The sequence below is a fragment of the Haloferula luteola genome, assembly GCF_014201715.1.
Taxonomy (GTDB): Bacteria; Verrucomicrobiota; Verrucomicrobiia; order Verrucomicrobiales; family Akkermansiaceae; genus Haloferula; species Haloferula luteola.
On sequence record NZ_JACHFD010000019.1, the window covers coordinates 58837 to 79703 of the forward strand.

Annotated in this window: 20 protein-coding genes; 12 read left to right on the forward strand and 8 right to left on the reverse strand. The window is 60.0% G+C overall.

All coding sequences use genetic code 11. The annotated features are described in order from the left end of the window. Positions 1-36: 36 nt before the first annotated feature. Entirely contained in the window at positions 37-354 is a 318-nt protein-coding gene (locus HNR46_RS16035; RefSeq protein ID WP_184020591.1) for a putative signal transducing protein, read from the reverse strand. A gap of 164 nt (positions 355-518) precedes the next feature. On the opposite strand from HNR46_RS16035, the gene HNR46_RS16040 reads away from it, so the two are divergent. Together HNR46_RS16040 and HNR46_RS16045 are read left to right on the forward strand one after the other, a co-directional pair. Beyond that, complete coding sequence (locus HNR46_RS16040) at positions 519-1631, forward strand: permease (protein WP_184020593.1); 1113 nt, start codon at positions 519-521, stop codon at positions 1629-1631. Further along, complete coding sequence (locus HNR46_RS16045; protein ID WP_184020595.1) at positions 1628-2443, forward strand: TIGR03943 family putative permease subunit; 816 nt, start codon at positions 1628-1630, stop codon at positions 2441-2443. The genes HNR46_RS16040 and HNR46_RS16045 overlap by 4 nt, the downstream gene beginning before the upstream one ends. 24 nt (positions 2444-2467) lie before the next feature. On the opposite strand, the gene HNR46_RS16050 is transcribed toward HNR46_RS16045, so the two are convergent. Beyond that, on the reverse strand, positions 2468-2953 hold the full coding sequence (locus HNR46_RS16050) for a SprT family zinc-dependent metalloprotease (protein WP_184020597.1): 486 nt from the start codon (positions 2951-2953) through the stop codon (positions 2468-2470). A gap of 40 nt (positions 2954-2993) precedes the next feature. Here HNR46_RS16050 and HNR46_RS16055 point away from each other — a divergent pair, with 40 nt between their 5' ends. The 3 genes from HNR46_RS16055 to HNR46_RS16065 are packed head-to-tail and all read left to right on the forward strand — an operon-like array spanning position 2994 to position 7776. Beyond that, a complete protein-coding gene (locus HNR46_RS16055) occupies positions 2994-4454 on the forward strand; it encodes a DUF58 domain-containing protein (protein WP_184020599.1) in 1461 nt (486 codons plus the stop codon). 6 nt (positions 4455-4460) lie between these two features. Continuing rightward, positions 4461-6554, forward strand: coding sequence for a transglutaminase-like domain-containing protein (locus tag HNR46_RS16060; protein ID WP_184020601.1), 2094 nt, complete (start codon positions 4461-4463; stop codon positions 6552-6554). Between the two features lie 49 nt (positions 6555-6603). Next, a complete protein-coding gene (locus HNR46_RS16065; protein ID WP_184020603.1) occupies positions 6604-7776 on the forward strand; it encodes a glucuronyl esterase domain-containing protein in 1173 nt (390 codons plus the stop codon). A gap of 57 nt (positions 7777-7833) precedes the next feature. On the opposite strand, the gene HNR46_RS16070 is transcribed toward HNR46_RS16065, so the two are convergent. From HNR46_RS16070 to HNR46_RS16080, 3 genes are all read right to left on the reverse strand, one after another. Further along, positions 7834-9087: an ammonium transporter gene (locus HNR46_RS16070; protein WP_184020633.1), complete on the reverse strand. Its 1254-nt coding sequence runs from the start codon at positions 9085-9087 to the stop codon at positions 7834-7836. Between the two features lie 232 nt (positions 9088-9319). After that, on the reverse strand, positions 9320-9940 hold the full coding sequence (locus tag HNR46_RS16075; protein ID WP_184020605.1) for a trimeric intracellular cation channel family protein: 621 nt from the start codon (positions 9938-9940) through the stop codon (positions 9320-9322). A 68-nt stretch (positions 9941-10008) separates the two neighbouring features. Beyond that, on the reverse strand, positions 10009-10623 hold the full coding sequence (locus tag HNR46_RS16080) for a PEP-CTERM sorting domain-containing protein (RefSeq protein WP_184020607.1): 615 nt from the start codon (positions 10621-10623) through the stop codon (positions 10009-10011). Positions 10624-10852: 229 nt separating this feature from the next. Between HNR46_RS16080 and HNR46_RS16085 the strand changes: the two genes are divergently transcribed. The 4 genes from HNR46_RS16085 (at position 10853) to HNR46_RS16100 (ending at position 16165) form a co-directional block, all read left to right on the forward strand. Then, positions 10853-11929 carry a Gfo/Idh/MocA family protein gene (locus HNR46_RS16085; RefSeq protein WP_184020609.1) on the forward strand — a complete coding sequence of 359 codons (1077 nt, stop codon included), beginning with the start codon at positions 10853-10855 and terminating at the stop codon, positions 11927-11929. Positions 11930-12053: 124 nt separating this feature from the next. Continuing rightward, entirely contained in the window at positions 12054-14258 is a 2205-nt protein-coding gene (locus tag HNR46_RS16090) for a TonB-dependent receptor (RefSeq protein WP_184020611.1), read from the forward strand. 13 nt (positions 14259-14271) lie between these two features. Further along, on the forward strand, positions 14272-15393 hold the full coding sequence (locus HNR46_RS16095) for a PepSY domain-containing protein (RefSeq protein WP_184020613.1): 1122 nt from the start codon (positions 14272-14274) through the stop codon (positions 15391-15393). 250 nt (positions 15394-15643) lie between these two features. Next, a complete protein-coding gene (locus HNR46_RS16100; RefSeq protein WP_184020615.1) occupies positions 15644-16165 on the forward strand; it encodes a magnesium-dependent phosphatase-1 in 522 nt (173 codons plus the stop codon). On the opposite strand, the gene HNR46_RS16105 is transcribed toward HNR46_RS16100, so the two are convergent. From HNR46_RS16105 to HNR46_RS16115, 3 genes are all read right to left on the reverse strand, one after another. Further along, positions 16137-17057: an SRPBCC family protein gene (locus HNR46_RS16105; protein ID WP_184020617.1), complete on the reverse strand. Its 921-nt coding sequence runs from the start codon at positions 17055-17057 to the stop codon at positions 16137-16139. The genes HNR46_RS16100 and HNR46_RS16105 overlap by 29 nt on opposite strands. A gap of 38 nt (positions 17058-17095) precedes the next feature. Continuing rightward, positions 17096-17329, reverse strand: coding sequence for a DUF4250 domain-containing protein (locus tag HNR46_RS16110; protein ID WP_221285217.1), 234 nt, complete (start codon positions 17327-17329; stop codon positions 17096-17098). Positions 17330-17559: 230 nt separating this feature from the next. Beyond that, positions 17560-18201 carry an HAD family hydrolase gene (locus HNR46_RS16115; protein ID WP_184020619.1) on the reverse strand — a complete coding sequence of 214 codons (642 nt, stop codon included), beginning with the start codon at positions 18199-18201 and terminating at the stop codon, positions 17560-17562. 477 nt (positions 18202-18678) lie between these two features. Between HNR46_RS16115 and HNR46_RS16120 the strand changes: the two genes are divergently transcribed. From HNR46_RS16120 to HNR46_RS20680, 3 genes are all read left to right on the forward strand, one after another. Continuing rightward, positions 18679-19485 (forward strand): rhamnogalacturonan acetylesterase, encoded by an 807-nt coding sequence (locus tag HNR46_RS16120; RefSeq protein WP_184020621.1) that lies wholly within the window; start codon positions 18679-18681, stop codon positions 19483-19485. 712 nt (positions 19486-20197) lie between these two features. Further along, positions 20198-20329: a hypothetical protein gene (locus HNR46_RS21230; RefSeq protein ID WP_184020623.1), complete on the forward strand. Its 132-nt coding sequence runs from the start codon at positions 20198-20200 to the stop codon at positions 20327-20329. Positions 20330-20576: 247 nt separating this feature from the next. Beyond that, positions 20577-20867: hypothetical protein (locus HNR46_RS20680; protein WP_221285218.1), on the forward strand; the 291-nt coding region annotated here is incomplete at its 3' end.

A 20867-nucleotide genomic window follows, 5' to 3' on the forward strand; every position in this document is an offset into this window, starting at 1 on the left:
GCGGGCGATTCCGATGCATGAAACATTCCGGGCGCCTCAAGAGGCCACCCCCAGCGAGGCACCACATTTCCAGCACACCTCAAAAGTTCCCGGACTGGTCTCACGGCAGTCGGGACACGTCCAATCTTCACCTGAACTCGCTGGCACATCCTCAAGATACTCCCGGATGAGATTCACACTCCGCTCCCGATCGCCCTCGTCGAGGATGCAAAGGGTCGGCGTGACCTCGGGAATCGCTAGGGTAGTACTCGAGGCATACTCGTTGCGCAGGTACGTTCGAATCCCTGCAGATTCGAGCAATCCTTGAAGGTGACCCAGCAGTGCAGAGTCCGGTCGGCGAAAGATTTCAATCATCGTGATAAGAGGTTAGAATGCCCTCATAGGCAGAGAGTAACATGGAGAAACCCTCGCCACTCTGGCAACCTATCCCCTAGCTCTCGAATGGCCCCGAATCAAGAATCCATTGGTGGCTCCATTCACGAAACCGGGAAACCTCAAGCCCTGGCCACCGCATTCCCTTGCTTCACCACGGCGATTGGCCTTGGTATTCCTGCGTGTCGCCGGAGAGCCGTCAGGATTTTGCCTTTGCCTTCTTGAGCATCCTCTTTGAAGGGGCCCCATTCATTCTCCTTGGAACGCTGGTAAGCGGCTTCATCGATGCCTACCTCCCCGCGAATACCATGGACCGGCTGCTGCCCCGGCGGAAACTCCCGGCCATCCTTGTGGCGGGGCTCCTCGGGGCGATCCTTCCGGTCTGTGAGTGTGCAGTCGTACCGGTGATCCGTCGCTTGGTCAAAAAGGGCCTACCGGTGTCTTGTGCGCTCACCTACATGCTGGCAGCACCGATCGTCAATCCGATCACCGCCCTCTCGACCTGGAAAGCTTTCAAAGGCCCGCAGGTGTCATTCGGTGATCTCGGCCTGTTCCCGGCCAGTGCGGTGATGACCGCCTCGCGCCTGGGCTTGGGGTTCCTCATCGCGGTAGGGGTCGGCATACTGGTTTCCCGACTGCCCTTGCGCGCAGTTTTGCGGCCCAAATTGATCGATTCTCTGGATGAGGGTGACGTCCATCATTCTCACGATGAGGCGCATGGCTGTGCCTGCCACTCTCACCCCGAGGTTCCTTCTGCCGATGCCTCGCATGCCTGCCACGAAGGATGCGGCCATGATCACGCTCACTCGGCCCACTCTGGAGACGACCGATTGGTTTCCGCCATCCGCTCGGCGATGCGAGACTTCACCGATGTGGGCGTCTATTTCACCATCGGCGTCGCCATCACCGCCCTCTTCAATACAGGCATCGCTCCCGGCAAGGAATGGTTGGATTCGATTGCGGAAAACACCACCGCCGCGCCGGCGGCCCTGATGGCACTGGCGTTTGTGTTGAGCCTCTGCAGCACCTCAGATGCCTTCATCGCGGCCACTCTTCATAAGTTTTCATGGGGCGCCAAATTGGCATTCCTGACCTTTGGGCCCATGATGGATGTGAAGCTGATCTTTCTTTACCAAACCGTGATGAAACGGCGCTTCATCCTTGGCTTGGCCGTAGGAATTTTCCTCGCCATTGGCTTGGCAGCGATCGCCTGGCAAGCTGGCATCAGCGCCCTCAATCCACCCACCGGGCAGCCATGAAACGGATCCTCAATCGTGTGCTCCAGTCGCTGGCTCTGATCGCATGGGGCAGCACACTGGTCGCCTTCCATGCCAGCGGCCGCATGGTCAAATACCTTGCGCCAGACTTCCGCACACTCGCCTTTGTTGGCGGTCTCGGGCTCATCGTGGTCGGCGGGTTCTGCCTACTTACGGCTCGTCGAGAGGTGGACTGTGGCCACGATCACGGCCCGGGCGACGCCCATGATCACGAATCGCTCGATGTCCATCCGCTCGGTGCGCTGGCGATCCTTCTGGTTCCCCTGGCATTGGCGATTTCGTGGACCACCGATGGCTACTCCGTTGCAGCGTTGACTCGCAAAGGTCTCGATGAAAATGCGGCGGACTCCGGCTTGTTCTTGGGAGATCTTCTGCCTCCCCTGACGCGAGAACGCATCGAGGAACAGCACCCGCCCGACGCCAATGGCTACCGGACATTCCCCTTGATGGAGCTCTTCTTTTCCAGCTCGGACCCTGAGATGCGGGATTTGGCAAGCGACATGCCCGTCGTCACGGAAGGCCGATTGGTCGCCGACCCCGATCCCGACGCAGGCCCCTTGCAACGACGGCTCTATCGGTTGTTCATCACCTGCTGCGCCGCCGATAGCCGCCCAATCCCGATCATCGTACGGTTTCGGGAAGAGGTTCCGGATGTTGACGAAAATACCTGGGTGAAGGTCTCGGGGATCATCCATTTTCCCGACGAGGGCCAAGGGCACATGTCCGTTCTCGATGTCGATTTCACGGAAATTGTCCCCGCGCCACCCGAGGAGTCATTCATGCGCGGTTTCTAAATCGGGCAGAGGTCCGAGGCTCAGCTACCGAACGATCTCCACGAGGCGGAAACGGGCGTCGAAGCGCCCGCCAGCGTAGAGCCGACAACAATGGGCGCACGCCACCTCCCGGCGAAGGGGCTGAACCCGTCCAACGATTCGGCCACAGCCAGGGCAACCATAGTGATGTCGCCGCTGTTGCCGAGTTCGTGGCAGGGGGAGCCGGTGGGTGGCGGCCTCATGGGGAATGCCGAGTTCAGCACACGCGTGGCGCCACTCTTTCCCGTGAGGTTCGATGCGGCGGCGACCTGCCCGGGCGTGGGCCATCAGATGCGCCAGCTCATGTAGTACGGTTCGCTCGACCTCATCGGCGGAAATCTCTTTCAGGCGGGGATTGAGTTCGATGCGCGCCCGGCCTGGCCAAGCACGGCCGGCCGTCGATCGAAGTCGAGAATTCCACCTCACTTCCAACTGCACCGCAAGGTGTGGCAAACTGAGCTGCAGGAGCCAATCGCGGCATCGTCTCGTCATCTCCTGCTCGTCCTCGGTCACCCCGTCAGCGTGACGGAGGATGCCGATCAACACAATCCCCACCCCGACGCGTGCTTCCGCTGGCGGCCGCGCCGAAGTTCGTCCAAGGTGCGTCCGGATTTTGCCTGTACCCGACTCCAACACCCTGTCTCCCCCGGCACTTCGGCGCGTGCTCTATCACTTCTACCGCTCAGGTCATGCGGTGAATTTTTTCCTTCGACGGCGCGTGCGGGGCCGCGGCATGGCCCTGCTGGTGATGGGGGTGATTCTGGGCTGCCTCACGGGAGGTCGCTTCTATCAAGCCCCCGTGCAGCTCTTCGGTTTCGGCTTCATTCTCGGTCTGATCTCCTTGGCATGTCTTCCGTTCCGCAGGGCAAAGATGAGGATCGTTCGCCATTTGCCCGACCATGCCACCGCTGGCGAGAAGGTCCGCATCACTTACGAGGTCACCAACCTGATCCGGCGCCCACTCCATCACATTCATCTGATCGAAACCCCGCCGAATCCCTGCCCGGGCCTGCAACAATTTGCTCATGCTCGGGAGCCAGGTGGTGAGAAACGCAACGCCTTCGATCGGATCTTCGCCTATCACTGCTGGCTTTGGCTGTGTGAACTGCGAACCCGCTTTGAGGCGAGAGAGTCGGAAGAGCTGCTGAACCTGCGCCGTGGCCAGACCACCACCCTCACCACCACCTTGTTGCCGCGCAAACGGGGGCTCATTGAGCTGAGCGACTTGCGCGTGTTGCTCCCCGATGCCCTCGGGCTTTACCAGCGATGCAAGCGCACTCCGGCTCCCTCCGGCACTTTGGTGGTCCTCCCCGCCCGCTATCCCTTGCCACCCTTTGAATTGCCGGGTGCCGCGAGGTTTCAGGCCGGAGGTGACGCCGCCGCGCGCCAGTCAGGGCCGTCCGGCGAGTTCGTGTCCCTGCGCGATTATCAACCGGGCGACCCCATACGGCTCATTCACTGGAAAAGCTGGGCGCGTACGGGAAAACCCGTCGTCAAGGAACTCGAAGATACCTTCTACCCCCGCCATGGGCTGATTCTAGACACGTTCCCTGTCGCCGGAAATGAAGCCTTGTTCGAAGCCGCCGTGTCCGTCGCCGCGTCCATGGTTTCCTCCATTGATACCCACGAATGCCTGATCGAACTCATGTTCATTTCCGGTCGTGAGCACGTCGTCACGGCAGGGCGCGGAACCGGCAGGGCGGAAACCTTGCTCGAAGTTTTGGCAAGCGTCGAAGCTTCCGAGCAACCCCAGTTTGAATCGCTGGGAAGGCTCGTCCTACGCCACGCGGAGGACCTCGCCGGTTGCTTGGCGGTCTTTGCCGGCTGGTCCGACGAACGGGCTGAGTTTCTTGCCAAACTCGAATCTTCGGGGGTTCGAGCTGCCGCTCTGGTCCTCTGCGAAGGGGAGGCTCCCCCACCACGACCCGGCGTCCACTTCCTGCGCCGGGACCGACTCGCCGCCGATCTGATGCACCTCCCCCCCCACCTCTAGACGTCCATGGATGCACGGACCCCACCGCCTCGTCTGCTTCTTGGAGCTGCCCTGCTTTTCTGGGGAGGCATCGGCGGTCATCCCTTCATCGGCCTCCTCGTGGCCTTGATCGTCGAGGCCGCCCACTGGACTCGCATTCGCTGGAACTTCGGCACCCTCGCTCTGCAACGGGCGTGGCAATTGAGCGTCATACTGTTGCTCCTCACCGCCATTTTGATCTGGTTGGGAGGCGATCTGGTCAACGCTCTGCCACGCGCCTTTCTGTGGCTTCCCGTCATCCTCCTGCCCCTCCAATTCGTTCAGGACTATGGCATGCGGCGCACGGTTCCACTCACTGCGTTTTCCCATTTCCTCAGGAAAAAGCAGGACAACGCCCGGCGCTACGGACTGCACTCACAAGACATCCAATTCTCGTTTGGGAAAGTCTACTTCCTCGCCGTCATCCTTGCTGCTGCCCTGGGACCCAACTCCCAGCTGAGCCTCTTTTACCCAGCCGCGATGGCTCTGCTGCTGTGGATGATGGCTCCCTACCTTCGGCGGCGCTCGCTCCTCCATCGGCTGGGTGCGGTGGCCATGCTCGTGCCCGCCATCTTCGTGGGTTTGCGAGCCAATTCGCTGGTCGACGAATTCAGCGAGCACTTTTCCTCCCGCCACATGCGGACCAGTCGCGGCGACTACAACCGGGAAAAATACACCCACATTGGATCTCTGGAAGACGTCAAATTCTCCCCCCAGATCTTTTGGAGATTATTGCCCCAGAAAGGCCCCCTGCCACGGTTGCTGCGCGTTGCCTCCTACAACACCTATCAGTTCGGACGATGGTCGGTGCAACTTCCTGGCGATACCCCACCGGGATCGGAAGGTTTCAGCGAGCTCGACTCCTACGGCATCGAAGATCCCTTCCGGATCACGGCCCGCGCGGATGCGGAAAACTTCATCGATGGTGCCGAGGCCAGCCGCTCGTCGCTGCCGCGGTGCATTCTGAGAGGTCAGCTCGAAAGTGGGGTCGGCTTGCTGCCCCTACCAGGCAACGCCACCGCCTTGGTCCAGCCAGCGCAAAACCTTGAAATCAATGGCCTGGGAACTCTTCGCATCGACCCTCGATATCCCGTTGCCAATGCCGTGCTGGTCACCGAAAGCGGCCGCACCACCGGCAGGCCTCCTTGGCTCGACCCTACGGTTTCCGAGGCCCGCTATCCGGCCCTCAGCATCCCCGCGCCCGAACGCGCCGGGCTGAGCAAGATCGTTCGTGAGCTGGGTCTGCGCGATCTGCCACTCGATGAAAAAATCGCTCGGCTCCGCGATTTCTTCTCCTCGGAATTCACCTACTCCCAATACCGCAGCATGAAGTTGCCTTTCGGCTCCAGCCGACAGCATTTCATCAGCGATTTTCTTACCATCCCTGAGAATCGCCACGGTCACTGCGAATACTTTGCCACAGCTGCCGCTCTGCTCCTGCGCGAAGCGGATGTGCCCACGCGCTATGCTTCCGGATTCGCTGTCGTGGAGATCGACAGAAAAGGAATCGCCTTGATCCGTGGCCTGCATGCCCACGCGTGGGCACTCGCCTGGGACGAAGCCAAGCAAACTTGGATCGATGTCGACGTGACGCCGCCCGACTGGACCGGCAAGGAAACCCAGCGCACCGACTGGTGGCAGCCGTTTCTCGACCAACTCCGGGCGTGGAGAGACAACTTTTTGGTGTGGCGCAGTGAGCCCGGCAACCTGCTCCTGATCTTTGGACTTCTTCTCATTCCGGTGCTTGGTGGCGCTTGGTTCATCGGCAAACGCTTATGGGTTTCCCGAAGCCGAGTCGGTCCCCATGGCCGCATTCTGCGGTTCCAGCGGATCGCCTCCCCTCTTGAACGCCTCGAAAGACCCGCACGTCGCACCCTCGGACCCCGCCCCGAAGCCATGGCCCTCGCCGAATGGCTCGGCTCTCTTCGCGAATCCCTCGAATCTCCGGGTCTTCTCGACGAGGCATTGGAACGACACCGCAGCTTACGATTCGATCCAGCGGCCGATCCCACCACGCTGGTTCCCGAACTCGAGGCCCTCTGTCAAAAGCTGCACCGCGAACTCACGCGCAAAGCTCGCTAAAGCCCGCCCGACCTTGCCACCCGCCACTGAAAGCGCTCCCATCGCGAACATGAAGTGGCCTCTTTTTCTCTGCCCCCTCGCCCTCGCTGCGGCGCCCCCTTCCGATGGAGGCGATCACTGGCGCGAAATCGAACGTCCGGCCCTGCTCCACCGCTTCGAACAAAACCTCTATGGAGTCACCCCACCCGGTCTGGAGAAAGCCACCCGTTGGGTCGTCCGGGAATCACGCAACGATGCCCTGGGAGGAATCGCCACCCGGCGGCGAATTGGCGTACTCTTCGAAGGTCGCGAGGATGGTCGGCAAATGGAGCTTCTCCTCTACCTTCCCAACGCGGCGGAAGGCCCCGTGCCAGTTTTCCTCGGGCTGAACTTCGACGGCAACTTCGCCACCACGACCGATCCTGACCTCCCACTCCCCCACCATTGGGTAGCCGGGCTGGGGCAGAAACTTCCCGACCATCGCGCCACCGAAGCCATGCGCGGCCACCTCGCCGGGATGTTTCCCTACGAGGCGATTCTGCAGCGTGGCTATGGCGTGGCCACCGCTGCCTATGGTGAGATTGAACCCGATGCCCCCGAACAGTTCTGGCATGGTCCCCGTGTTCTAGCCCCTCCCACTCAGTCCCACTCCTGGGGGGCCATCGGAGCCTGGGCCTGGGGACTTTCCCGGGCACTCGACTATCTGCTCTCCGATGACCAGGTCGATCCTCACCGCGTGGCCGTGTTCGGCTTCAGTCGCCTTGGAAAGACCGCCATGTGGGCGGGCGCTCAGGACGAACGTTTTGCGGCAGTGATCTCTCAGAATTCGGGGAAGGCGGGCGTTTCCCTGATGAATCGCGGGCAAGGCGAGCCAGCGGCTCACCTCATCGACTCCTTCGGCTATTGGTTCGCCCCTCAATTTGCCTCATTCGCCGAGCACGAAGATCAACTTCCCGTCGGTGGAGGCGAACTTGCTTCCCTCATCGCTCCACGCCCCCTCCTGATTCTCAGCGCCAGCGAGGACAGCTGGAGCGATCCCGAAGGCGAATTTCTCGGCGGAAAGGCCGCCACCCCGATCTACCAACGCCTCGGCGTCGAGGGTCTCGCCGCCGAAACCTTCCCCGCTGCCCAGAAGCTCATCCCGTCCCGCATCGGATACTACCTGCGACCCGGTCGCCACAACGTCACTCCAGAGGACTGGCAAGCGACCCTCGATTGGGCCGATCTCCATCTCAAGCCCTAGAAAAACGGGCCGATCCGTCTCTCGACAGATCGGCCCGGAATGCATCTCCATTCCTCCTCAGCTCTCCGAATTGTAGGCCTCCTCGCCATGAACCATGCGGTCGAGACCGGCCATCTCCTCCTCCTCGCTCACTCGAAGTCCTACGGTGAAACGCGCCACCGCAAGACCAATGCTGGCTGCCACGGCACTCCAAGCCACCGTGACCAAAACGCTCTTGGTCTGAGCCCATGTCTGACTGGCCACCGTCATGCCTTCCGCCAGCGCCCCTTCACGGACGAACACACCCGTCAGCACCGCCCCCAGAATGCCGCCAACCCCGTGGACCGCGAACACATCCAAGGAGTCGTCCACCTTCAAGGCATGCTTCACCTTCGTCGCCGTGAAATAACAGACGAAGGCCGAAATCGCACCAATCGCCATCGACCCGCCTACGGTCGTCGAACCCGCCGCAGGAGTGATCGCGACCAATCCGGCCACGGCACCCGTGGCCACTCCCACCGCCGTTGGCTTTTTCTGAATCATCCACTCCATCCCCATCCACACCAAAACGCCAGTGGCGCTGGCGATATGGGTCGTCAACATCGCCATCCCCGCAGAATCATTCGCAGCGCACGCGGAGCCGGCGTTGAAGCCAAACCAGCCGACCCACAGCAAGCCCGCCCCCATCACGGTGAATGGCACATGGTGAGGCACCAAACTCGGCCCCGGATAGCCCCGGCGACGCCCCACCATCATGCACGCCACCAAACCTGCCACCCCCGCATTGATGTGAACCACGGTCCCGCCAGCGAAATCGAGCACGTTCCAGTGATGAAACAATCCCCCTCCCCATGCCATGTGCCACACCGGCAAATACGAAAGCACCGTCCAGATCGTGGTGAAGATAAGAATGGCTGAAAACTTCATCCGCTCCGCAAAAGCACCCACAATCAATGCCGGCGTGATGATGATAAACGTCATCTGGAAGGTCAGCCACACACTCTGGGGAATCGTGCCATTCAGATCTTCCGGCTTCAGCCCCTTCAGCATCACTTGCGATAGATCACCGATAAAAAGGTTCTCCGACGGCCCCGTGGCCAGGCTGGCGCCAAAAGCCACCCAGATCACACTCATCAACCCCGCCATGGCAAAACACTGAACCAGAATCGACAAGACGTTCTTCGAACGCACCAATCCTCCGTAGAACAAAGCAAGACCCGGCAAGGTCATCAGCAAAACGAGCACCGTCGAGGTTAGCATCCATGCCGTGTCACCCGAGTCTGGGCCAGCGGATTCCTGGGCCGCAGCGGGGAGTGCCAAGGCCCAACTCATTCCAAGGATCGACTTCAACGACAGACCCACTTTCGGCCGCCAGGCCGCCAACACAGCTTCATTCATGGGGGAACATGAGGGATTCATAGGCAAGACTGACAAGCAGCATGAATGCCACTCATACACCAGAACCCATTTTCCGTGTCATCTCACTGTCAGTCGAATTCTCCCGCACGGGCTCGCGAAGCGCAGGCCACGGGGGAGGAACCGAAAGGAACGTTTCAACCAGCCGCTAGCGGAGCCGCAACCGCAACATCGGCAGCCGCCATTTCCAACGCATCGCTGCCAACCGCAACGCGATGATGACCCCCATCGCCAACCAACGATGCCACTTCGCATCCTCCGTCCACTCACGCAACCCGATGAACAACAGCGATCCCGCAAAGACCGCCGTGGCATAGAGCTCGGTGTCCTTGCGGAAAACAATCGGAACCTCCGTCCGCAGCACATCCCGCAAAATGCCACCCGCCACCCCGGTAACAATCCCCAGAAGCACTGCCACAATTCCGGGCGCTCCGAACGCGAGGGCTTTTTCCGTTCCCGCAATCCCAAACAGCGCCAATCCCACCGCGTCGATCAACCCCAGGGTCTTTGCAGGAAGCGAAACGAAACGAACCAGAACGAACGTCACCACCGCCGCCGCCAGGGCCGTCCACACATACAAGGGCTGTTCGATCCAAAATAAGGGCCGCGCCCCGAGACAGAGATCTCGAATCGTTCCCCCTCCCACTGCCGTTACCAACGCCAGCACGAGAACTCCAAACAGATCGATCCCTTTCCCCTCGGCTGCCAGCACCGCTGACATCGCGCAGGCCGCAACGGCAAGGTATTCGATCCAGGCGGCAAGGGGCATCACCGCAAGAATCGAAAGACAGTCCCGAGGCGTCGAACGAAATCTGCCTCCGCCCCAGGCAAAAGTGTTCAGCCTCGGCGACGTCGGGCCATTCCCAACAATGCCGATGCTCCCAACAAGAGGGCTGATGTGGGCTCAGGAACCACCTGATCACTGATCACAAGAGTGAAGCCATTCAGGAAAGTCGTTCCCCCATCCTCATCGTCGGTATAAGATCCGACATTCAACACATCATACGACAAATGGGTCGATAGAGTGGTGATTCCCGACGCCGAATAGGGTTCATTGGCATACATCAGTCCGCTCACAAAAATGCGGAAGTCGTCCTGAAGATCGCCCGTGCCATCATTATCCACTTCGATACCGGTGATCGACACCGTGCTGGTGATGGGAATTGGCGTGTTGAACATGTGGACGCTGTTATCCGGATTCAACGTATCGCTGAACGGATTGCCCGACATATTCAGCCATTGCTCTCCAAAGGTCAGATTATTCGTCAGTTGGGAAAGATTATCCGCCCCCGTCACTCCCGATCCTGCCACGGCAACGACCGTGCCACCGAGGCCATCAGGATGGAGAGTGATGGTCAGCGCCGCATCGCTGCGAGCGGGGAGCCAGCTGGCAAGGCCAACGACGAGGGCGCAAAGAGACAACGGGCAGTTCGCCCGGATAAAAGAATTCATGGATTTGGCGTGGATGTCTGGGTGAAAGCCCTGGCTGGGTCGGCCCGGGTCGAAGATTCCGTAAACGGGAAGTTCGTCGCGATCTTTCATCTTCTCATCACAAATGATCCATCTAAAAATGATGGATGCTCGACCGCTGTGAAATCTTGCAAGTTAGCATGCCTCCACCCTGCCATGCATCCCCATTTCAGGGATGACAGAATAGGCCTCCTTCGCTTGGCTGGGCTGCATGAAAGCAAGCTCTCCGCCTCTACGCTGGGGGATTCTCGGCGCCGCCCGCATCGCCATCAAAAACTGGAAGGCCATTCGCCTATCCGGAAACTCCATCGTCCGTGCCGTCGCCAGTCGCAGCCAGGAGAAGAGTCAGCAATTCATCGACGCCCAACAGGCCATTGCGCCTTTCGAGGTCTGCCCGGAAGCCCTCGGCAGCTACGAGCAACTTCTCGCCCACCCCGAAATCGACGCCGTTTACATCCCGCTGCCGACCTCACTCCGCAAAACCTGGGTTATCCGCGCAGCAGAAGCCGGAAAGCACGTCCTCGCTGAAAAACCCTGTGCCGTCGATGCCGCCGAATTGGAAGAGATGCTGGCAGCCTGCCGTCGCCACGGCGTCCGGTTCATGGATGGGGTGATGTTCATGCATCATCCCCGACTGGAGCGAGTGCGCCCCCTCCTGGAGGATGCGGAAAAGGTCGGTCACCTCCGGCGCATGCACACTTCCTTCAGTTTCCGGGCCGCGGAAGGTTTCCTCGATTCCAACATCCGGGCCCAAGCAGAACTGGAGCCCCTTGGCTGCCTCGGAGACTTGGGCTGGTACTGCATTCGTTTCGCGCTGTGGCTTCGAAATGGAGAGCTACCTCTCTCTGCCAAAGGAAAGATCCATCAGGAAGTCGTCGGCCCAGATGGCCAACCCGGCAGTCCCCTGGAGTTCTCCGGGGAACTCGAATATGCCGATGGCTTTTCCTGCGGCTTCTACTGTTCGTTTTTCGCCCATCAACAGCAGTGGGTCGTCATCAGCGGCGAACACGCCGCCCTACGCATCCCCGATTTCGTCAATCCTGCGGACGATAACGACGTCGCCTGGGAACTTGGCTACGAGCGCACAATGAAAGACACCACCGGGCTTGAACTGGGCTGGACGACCCGGCCGGAATCTCAGGAAACCCGCATGTTCCGTCACTTTGCCCAGGGCATCGGAAGCCCTCCCGGCGAATCCGAGAACTTCGCCCTCCAAACTCAGCGAATCCTCGATGCCTGCCTTCGCTCTGCTCGCAACGGGAGTCGACCCTTCGGTGTGGCTTCGTAGCCCGCCCGAAACCGCAGATTCACGCACCCGACTCCCCTTCGAAGCCGGGATTCGGGATTGACGCGATTTGCGGATCGGATCATGCAGCTCATGCGACTCAGTCGCAATAACCCTGCTTTCCATCATGAAATCGACCCAAGATGTTCCGTCCGCCTTTTCGTCGGCACTCCGGCTCCGCTCTTCGTTGCGTGCCCTATTGGGGATCTGCGCGCTCTCGACAGCGACCGCCAGAGCTCAGGAAGAGCCGGCCACCGAGCAGGAGCTGGATGCACTCGTCGTGGTTGCGAGCGCCGATGCCAGCGCCGCGGGACTCAGTGAAGCCTATGCCGGGGGGCAAGTCGCCCGCGGCGGCCGGGTCGGTCTGTTTGGATCACTCGACTACATGGCCACCCCATTCCAGCTCACGAGCTACACCGAGGAGCTGATCCAAAACCAACAAGCGCAGAGTGTTGGCGATGTTCTCCTCAATGATCCGGCCGTCCGTGTGGCGCGCGGCTTTGGGAACTTTCAGCAACTTTATATGGTTCGGGGTCTTCCGATCTACTCGGATGACATGACTTACAACGGTCTCTACGGCCTGCTACCACGGCAATATCTTGCGGCAGAATTGGTCGAGCGTGTGGAGGTCTTTCGCGGAGCCAATGCCTTCCTCAACGGCGCGGCACCAGGAGGAAGCAGCCTCGGTGGGACCGTCAACGTTCTGCCCAAGCGTGCCGCCACCGATCCTTTGACGGAACTCACCACCGGCATCCAATCGGGAGGCCAACTCTCGGGCGCGTTCGACATGTCGCGGCGTTTTCAGGACGATGCCTTCGGCGTTCGAATCAACGGTGCCATGCGCGACGGCGACACAGCCGTGGATGGAGAATCGGTGGGCCTCGGGCTCATCGCCCTGGGCCTCGACTGGCGCCAGGACCGAGTTCGCCTCTCGGCCGACCTTGGCTACCAAAATCTCCAACGCGATGCGACCCAACCCAGCGTCACCTTCGGGGGCGGGCTGCCCGTACTCGGAGCTCCTGATGCTTCACGCAGCCTCGCCCAACCTTGGACCTACTCGGACGAAGAGGATTTCTTCGGGGTTCTGCGTGGTGAGTTCGATTTGAGTGACCAATGGACTGCGTGGGCGGCCGTTGGCGGTCGCGAAGGCGACGAAGACAACTCCTTCGCCAATCCCACGGTGGTGGCTCTCAATGGTGCGACCAGCTCCTATCGTTTCGACAATGTCCGAGAAGATTCCGTCGTCACGGGGGAGGTGGGTTTGCGAGGAGATTTCATGACTGGCCCCGTACGTCATCGGCCGACCTTTTCCGCAACAGCGTACGAACTCGAGTCCAGAAACGCTTACGCCTTCTCAAGTTTCGCGGGCTTTGCCGGGAGCCTCTACACCCCTTCCCCGGTTGCCGCTCCTCCAGCAAACTTCTTCATCGGAGGAAGCCTCGACTCCCCTTTGATGACCGAGCGGACCCGCACCTCAAGCGTTGCCGCAGCCGACATGATTTCCCTCATGGATGACCGCCTGATCCTGATCGGCGGTCTGCGCTACCAGTCCATCGAAACCTCCAGCTTCGATTACAACACCGGCGCTCAAACGGCGAATTATTCGGAGAGTGAAGTCACCCCAATGGGTGGAATTCTTTACCAGATCACCCCCTGCTTCGCCACTTACGTCAACTACATCGAAGGCCTCACCAAGGGTGATGTCGCGCCAGCAAATGTAACGGGAAGACCGGTCGTGAATGCCGGACAGGTGCTCGCCCCATATGTCACCGAGCAGATCGAGGCCGGGGTCAAATTCGACTTCGAGAACTTCGGAGGGGCCATCGGGATCTTCCAAAGTGAGAAGCCCCTCGCTGGGGTCAACTCCGCAGGGATCTACGAAGTGCTTCGCCAACAGCGCTATCGCGGTCTGGAAATTTCCGCCTTCGGGGAGCCCATCGAGGGAGTCCGTTTCCTCGGCGGCGTGAGCTTCCTCGATACCGAAAAAAATGGCCTCGACCAGATTGGCGCCCCGACAGCCCAAGTGAACGTCGGCGGTGAATGGGACCTTCCCTTCTTGCCCGGTGTTACCCTCGACGGCCGCATGCTCTACACCACCGAGCAATACGCGGATACTGCCAACGTCCAGAGGGTTCCCTCCTGGACCCGCTTTGATCTTGGCCTGCGCTATGTCACCGCACTCCCCAGCGGTCAGGAGCTCACCCTGCGGGCTCGGGTAGAGAACGTCACCGACAATGACTACTGGGCATCCGCCGGCGGCTATCCTGGTGCGGGCTACCTCACTGTAGGTGCACCTCGCACGCTGATGTTCTCCGCCAGCTGCGCGTTCTGATCTCTTGTTTCCCGTGCGTAAGCTCTTTTGGCGGCTGCACTCGGTCATCGGGCTGGTGGCGGGCATGGGCCTGCTCGTCCTCGGCCTGAGTGGGAGCCTGCTGGTCTTTCATGAGGAAATCGACGCGGCCCTGCACCCCGGGCAGGTGCGCGTCGAACCCACTCCGGAAGGGCGTCTCCCGCTCGAAAAGCTGGTGGTGGCGGTGGAGCAGCAGGTGCCCGGCCATGCCGTGACTGGCTGGAGTCTCCATCCCGGCGACCCGAGCGCAGCCGACGGAGTTTTTGTGATGCCGTTTGGGACCCGGGATTGGCGCTACACAACCGTCGATCCCTATCGTGGCAAGGTGCTCAGCGCCCCGGATCTCTTCGACACCACCCTGAAGGGAACCTTGCTGAAACTCCACACCGAGCTCTTTCTTCACCACCTCGGTTTGGCGATCGTCGGTCTCCTTGGGGTGGCCCTCTGCTTCCTTGGAATCTCTGGGCTCTACCTCTATCGACGTTTCTGGAAAACCCTGTTTCGCCTCCGATGGAAAGCCAGCTTCCGGATGCTCTCCGGAGACCTCCACCGCCAGATCGGAGTGCTCTCAGTCGGATTCAACCTCTTGCTCGGCTTCACCGGTGCCTGGTGGAACCTTTCCCACGTCATCGAAGATTTCATCGCTCCTCATGAAGAGGCCGCAGACGAAGTTCTGTTTCACGAGAAGCTCTTCTCCTCTGAATTTGAAATCGAAGCTCTCCCGGTGCGCGCCGAGGCCGAACTCGATGGCTTCGTGACCCACTACATTTCGCTTCCCTGGGCGCCGGGTGGACCCTTCACCCTGTGGGGAAAAAATCGCGACGCGGCCTGGTTCCGTAGTCATTACGGCTCGCAAGTCGCATTCGACTCCCACACGGGCGAAGTCCAATCGGTCCACGACCTGCGACAAGCTCCACTCAGTCAACAGATTCTGGACGCCTTTGAACCCCTGCATTTCGGCAACTTCGGCGGCTGGATTTCCAAAACCCTCTGGGCAGCAGCAGGGTTCGGGCCCGCCTTGCTTTGCCTCAGCGGTATGGCCATTTGGTGGCAGCGCCGAGCTCGGAAACCCTCACCCCGCTCATCTCCAGCCATGTCCCAAAAAATAGGGACATGACAGAACTCAGGATTTTCCGCATTCTTGAAACATCTGAGGCGGGCAACCCCTCGAAAAGCTTTCATGACACTTCGGGGCCGCGCGAGTGCGCGGCCCCATTTTTTTGCCCATTTTGCCCGGCTTGAAGCTTCGAGATCCCTCTGCAAATCCATCTGCCATCCGATGAGTTTCATGGCCCCGGGATTCCTTCATCGCCATGACCGGACCCGATCTCCCGAGATGGAGTGTTCCCACCGTCCTCTCCCAACCCATGCCGCGATCTCGCACCCCTCGGTTTCGCCTCGTGATCTTCGATCTCGACCTCACGCTCTGGGAGTGTGGCTCCGTTTGGTGGTGTGACTCATTGACCCCGCCACTTCGCTGGGACGGCGCACGGCGCATTGATGCCCATGGGATCGAGGTCCGGCTTTTCCCCCCAGTCCCCTCACTCCTCAAAAGCCTCCACCTCGCGGGCTACCGACTTGGCATTGCCTCGCGGACTCAAGCCCCTGATATCGCCCGCCAGTTGCTTCGAGATTTTGCCATCGATTCCTACTTCACCGACTTCGAAATCTACCCGGGCGACAAATCCCGACATTTTCACGCTCTGCGAAAATCGAGCGGCATCGATTTCTCCGAGATGATCTTCTTCGACGACGAAGCCCGTAACGTCGAGTCCGTGTCCCGGCTCGGAGTCACCGCTTGTCTCCTCGACCACGGAATCACCCCAGGCATCCTTGAAGCATTCCTCCCACTTTCCCCTCCTAGCGGGCGGGAAAATGAATCACCGTGATCGTTTCCTCTTCCGCCACCTCTCGCGGATCGTTTTCGTAGCTCTCAAACGGCGCAATTCCCCGCTTCATTTTGAACCGGCCCGCCCGGGAATGCATCACACCACTGGTCCAAGCATTCGCCAAATGCCGATAGGCACCCGTGTGACGCACATCATACGTTCGGCAGGGGGGCAACTCACCCTGGAAAAAGCCTTCAGGAAGGGGATCCGGGCCTGGATCCACTTGGACGGCCATCGTGTACTCGCATTGACCGCGCACCATATCCCAGCGCTCACAAATCATAAGAGGACTCCCCGTCACCTTCAAATTCCGGCTCGCCACCCATGCGTTCAGCACCCGTGCATCTTCGCTCGCATTCGGACCAATCTCGGCGATCGCGCACCGCTGCCGACGTCCCACATAATCGGCACCCGTAAAGCTCTGGACACCGAGAAACTCCACTCGTGAAGGAACCCGACCCCACTCGGCGCAGTCCTTCAACATCATCAAACCTCGCATAAAGTCGCCCCCCACATAGGCCTCCATGCTCTTCACCATGAAGAACATGAAGAATGGCAGAGATCCCTCCATGGACCAAGTCACCCGAGTCCCCTCGGCGGTCGCTTCCCATTGAAAACCCGTGCGATTCTTCGCCGGAAATGGCTTAATGAACGTCAGATCCATCGACAGTTCCCGGTCTGTTTCCTCCGTCATCCGCACTTCCCCCGTGCCGGTCACCGTCCCTTCCCAGCGGTAGTACTTCCCATCGTCCGCAAACTGCAACTGGGTCTCCGGTTCCGCCACCAACCATGGCGACCATCGGGGCCATTCGCGGAAATCGCGAATCAACGGCAGAACCTTCTCCACCGGAGCGGCAATCTCAATGGACCGGGTAACAACTAGGCGTGGCATGCTCCCTTCCCTACCGCCTCAATGACCCCAAGTCGAGATCATCGGAACTGCTTCTGCTCCAGCTGATACTCATAGCCCGCTTCGCCGAGCCGAGCCACCAAGGCGTCCTCGTCCAATCCATGAGTCTTCACCAAATCCGCCAAATCCTCGGCGTGATTCCGAAGCTCCGTATTCACCAAGCCGACCAGCAAGTGCGGATCCATCCGCCGAAAGTCCTTCAAGTTCACCTCAAGGAATTTGCGACCGATGGCAACCATCAGACAAGCCCCCATGCCTCCCGCTACGATTTCTGATCCTCAGGCAGGCGCATTCAGAGGTTCCTTGAAGACCATCACCTCGCCTTCAGCCAAACAGAACCTTGCCGTAGGCAATCACCGCGGCGACGCAGATCGCCACCACAAAGACCACCAACAAGTTCGAAAATGTGTCCGTCTCGTTCACGGAAAACATTTTTCTGTGACACTCCCGTCACACAAGCCGGAAGTCCGTCGTTGAGAAATTGTCACATTTCCCGAGACGCCACCTCCATCGATTCCAAAACTCGGTCAGCCTCGGAGAAGTGAATACCTGCTGTCGTTCGATTCGGAATTGCCCACACCGTCAAACCCGCCTCTTTCGCTGAACGAACTCCATTCAGGGAATCTTCGATCGCTAGGGTGCTCGCTGGCGCCACTTCCAACCGCTTCAGTGCCTCCAGCCACAAGTCGGGTGCCGGTTTGATCCTCGGCGCGTCCCCGCGGCACACCACCGTTTCGAAAGACGATGCCAGCCCCAGACGGTTCAACCAGCCATCGACCCAGAAGTGCGACGAACTCGAGACCACTGCCCGCCTCACTCCGGCATCCTTCAGCTGCTCCAGCATCTCCACCACTCCCGGCATCGGCCCCGCTGCCTCCAAATCCCTCCGGATCTCCACCTGCCGAGATTCGTCCATCTGATGCCAATCGAAGCTTTTCCCCGTCAACTCCTCCAAGTGGACCTTGGGTGACCAGGTCTCAAAATCCGAACCCACACAACGAACATAAGTCCCCAAAGGGAGCTCATGGCCATGGGCCTCAAAGGTACGCAGCCACGCCTGATAGATCGCCCACTCCGTGTCCACCACGATGCCGTCGAAGTCGAAAAGAACCGCCTCAAAACGCATGCCTGGCGAATGAACCGGACTGCCCACAATGTCCAGACCTCTCCAAAATCAGAGCCTTTTGTCAGATGAAGAGGATTCATTTAAAAAGAACGAAACGAATCGAGCTTTTCGTCAAAACCCCCTCACCCACCTCCCCATCTGGCATGCCAAGGGCTGAAAGGATGGATCGCATCATCGGTTTGATCGCTGTAGAGTTTTTCCTCATCGTGAGGCCTCTATGGAGATCACTTTCCGGTTCCTGGCTCCGATCCAGGGACCGGAGGCCGTGGGCAACGATCTTCGGCGGATGGGTTTGTGTGCGTGGAGCAGACCCTGGGCACCGTCAGCGCGTCGGGAGAGGGTTGTCGAGCCCAACGTCTCTCCCGATGCGCCTTCGTTCCCATCGTTGGAGCCCTCGAATTCGGCCCACCCTCTTGCACTCTTGCATCCCCCAGATGGGGACTCGGCAGCCCTGCTCCCAAGCCTCACAATGGCTTTATGAGAGCCCTCCGCTTCCTCCTCATCTTCGCTTTTTGGACCACCGCCATGGCAGATGACGAGCGGCCAATCGTCGATGACCGCGGGGAGAAGCGCGACGGTCGCACCCATCGGGATCTTCCCACCTTGTGGATCGCCGGAGATTCCACCGTCAAAAGCAACGGCGCGATGTGCGGCTGGGGACAGGAGATCGGGGCCTTCTTCGACTCCCAAAAAATCAACGTCGCCAACCACGCCATCGGGGGTCGCTCCTCGCGCACCTTTTTCACCGAGGGACGCTGGCAAGTCCTTCTCGATCAAATCCAACCCGGAGACTTCGTCCTCATCCAATTCGGGCACAACGACGTCGGACCACCGGATGCCCGCAGCAAATTTCGAGGATCCGTCAAAGGCATCGGAGAAGAGACCGAAGCAGTGGAAAAGCCCGATGGAACCACCGAAACCGTGCATACCTATGGCTGGTACCTGCGCGAATATGCCCGCACCGCCCGCGAGCACGGCGCGACGGTCATTCTCTGCTCACCCGTTCCCCACAAAGCCTTCGATCGCCAAGGCGACTTCGTGCCCGACTGGGTCGAATGGAGCCCATGGGTCGAACAATGCGCGAAGAAGGAGAAAGCCTTGTTCGTCGATCTCTCCAAGCTTGTCGGGAAAAAGTACCAAAAGTGGGGCGCCGAAAAGGTGGAGCCCCTGTTTGCGGATGCCCGCACGCACACCACTCCCGAAGGAGCCAGGCTCAATGCGGAAATCTTAGTGGATGCCTTGAAGCGCCTCCCAGGGAAACCGCTCCGTCGCTACCTCCGTTGAACGTCCCAAGGGCGACAAGGGGCTTTTCCCGCCATTCAACAAGCCCCTCCAATTTGGACCCCAGCGGTCCGATCTCTCTGAGACAGCCTGGAAATCACCACTCTACCGGATTGGATCGGTACGAGTTCTATTCGGTATTAGAGAGGCTCGGGATGCGCGAGGATGCGAGCAGCCTGACCGACTCCGCGCGGGAAATCATCCACCCACTACTCTCAAGTGCCCGAATGGATTGCGGGGAAGGGCCCCGCGAACACTCGCGACGCAGCATTCTCAACGGCAACTTCGCCATCATCCGAGCCAGCGGCTCGTGGCGCATGATGCCGCACGACCTGCCCCACTGAAAACCTGCTACCACGACTTCCGCCTGTAGACCAAGCAGGGCCATTGGGAGCAGATCCATCACGCGATCCGCGACTTTGCTCGGCTCAAATTCGGTAAAAAAGCTCCGACCGCTGCGATCCTCGATCGCCAAAGCGTTCGCTCAGCGAGCCGGCCCGGGCTTCGTGGCTTTGATGCGGTGAAGAAGATTACAGGGAGGAAGAGACACGTCCTGGCCGCCCCCCCCGGCTTCATCCTCTCCCTAAAGGTGACTCCCGCCGAGGGGTAGGAGCGCGACGGAGACCGCCTGAAGGACACCGCCAGATCGACCTCGAAATCGTGAAGCGCACTGACGATGGAAAAGACATCAAGGTCCTTCCGGGGGCGTTGGATCGTGGAACGCACCTTCGGCTGGCTTATCCAGTCCCGTCGTTCGATCCGCGACCACGAGCCGAAAATCGAGCACTCCGAGACCCTGATCCATCTGTCCGGGACCCAGCGGATGCTCGCAAGAATCGCCGCATGATCATTTTTCAGACAGACTCTCTGGACTGCATTTCGCTGCCCTTCGCCATCGAAATCTTGGAACGATACCCTCTCGATTCGCCCTCGGGACCTCCGAAATCCCGGCAAAAGCCATCCGAGAACATCACGAAAGACGACTTTGCAAAGACCACGGGAGCCAAAAAAGAGGAGGGCCCCGCTCCTCTCTTGGGGGAAGAGAGATCCGGGGCCCTAGGGGGAATCCGCGTTGGGGGAACGCGTTCATCGCGTTGGGGGACGCGCTTGGGGATGTGTGTGTTGGAGCTTCCTTAAGCTCGCGGTCACCCTCGCAGGAATCGCCCCACCCGCCAATTCCCGCAATTGGGGGGAAATGCCCTCACCTCCTCACCTCCTCACCTCCTCACCTCCTCACCTCCTCACCTCCTCACCTCCTCACCGTCCTCACCGTCCTCACCGTCCTCACCGTCCTCACCGTCCTCACCGTCCTCACCGTCCTCACCGTCCTCACCGTCCTCACCGTCCTCACCGTCCTCACCGTCCTCGCCGTCCTCGCCGTCCTC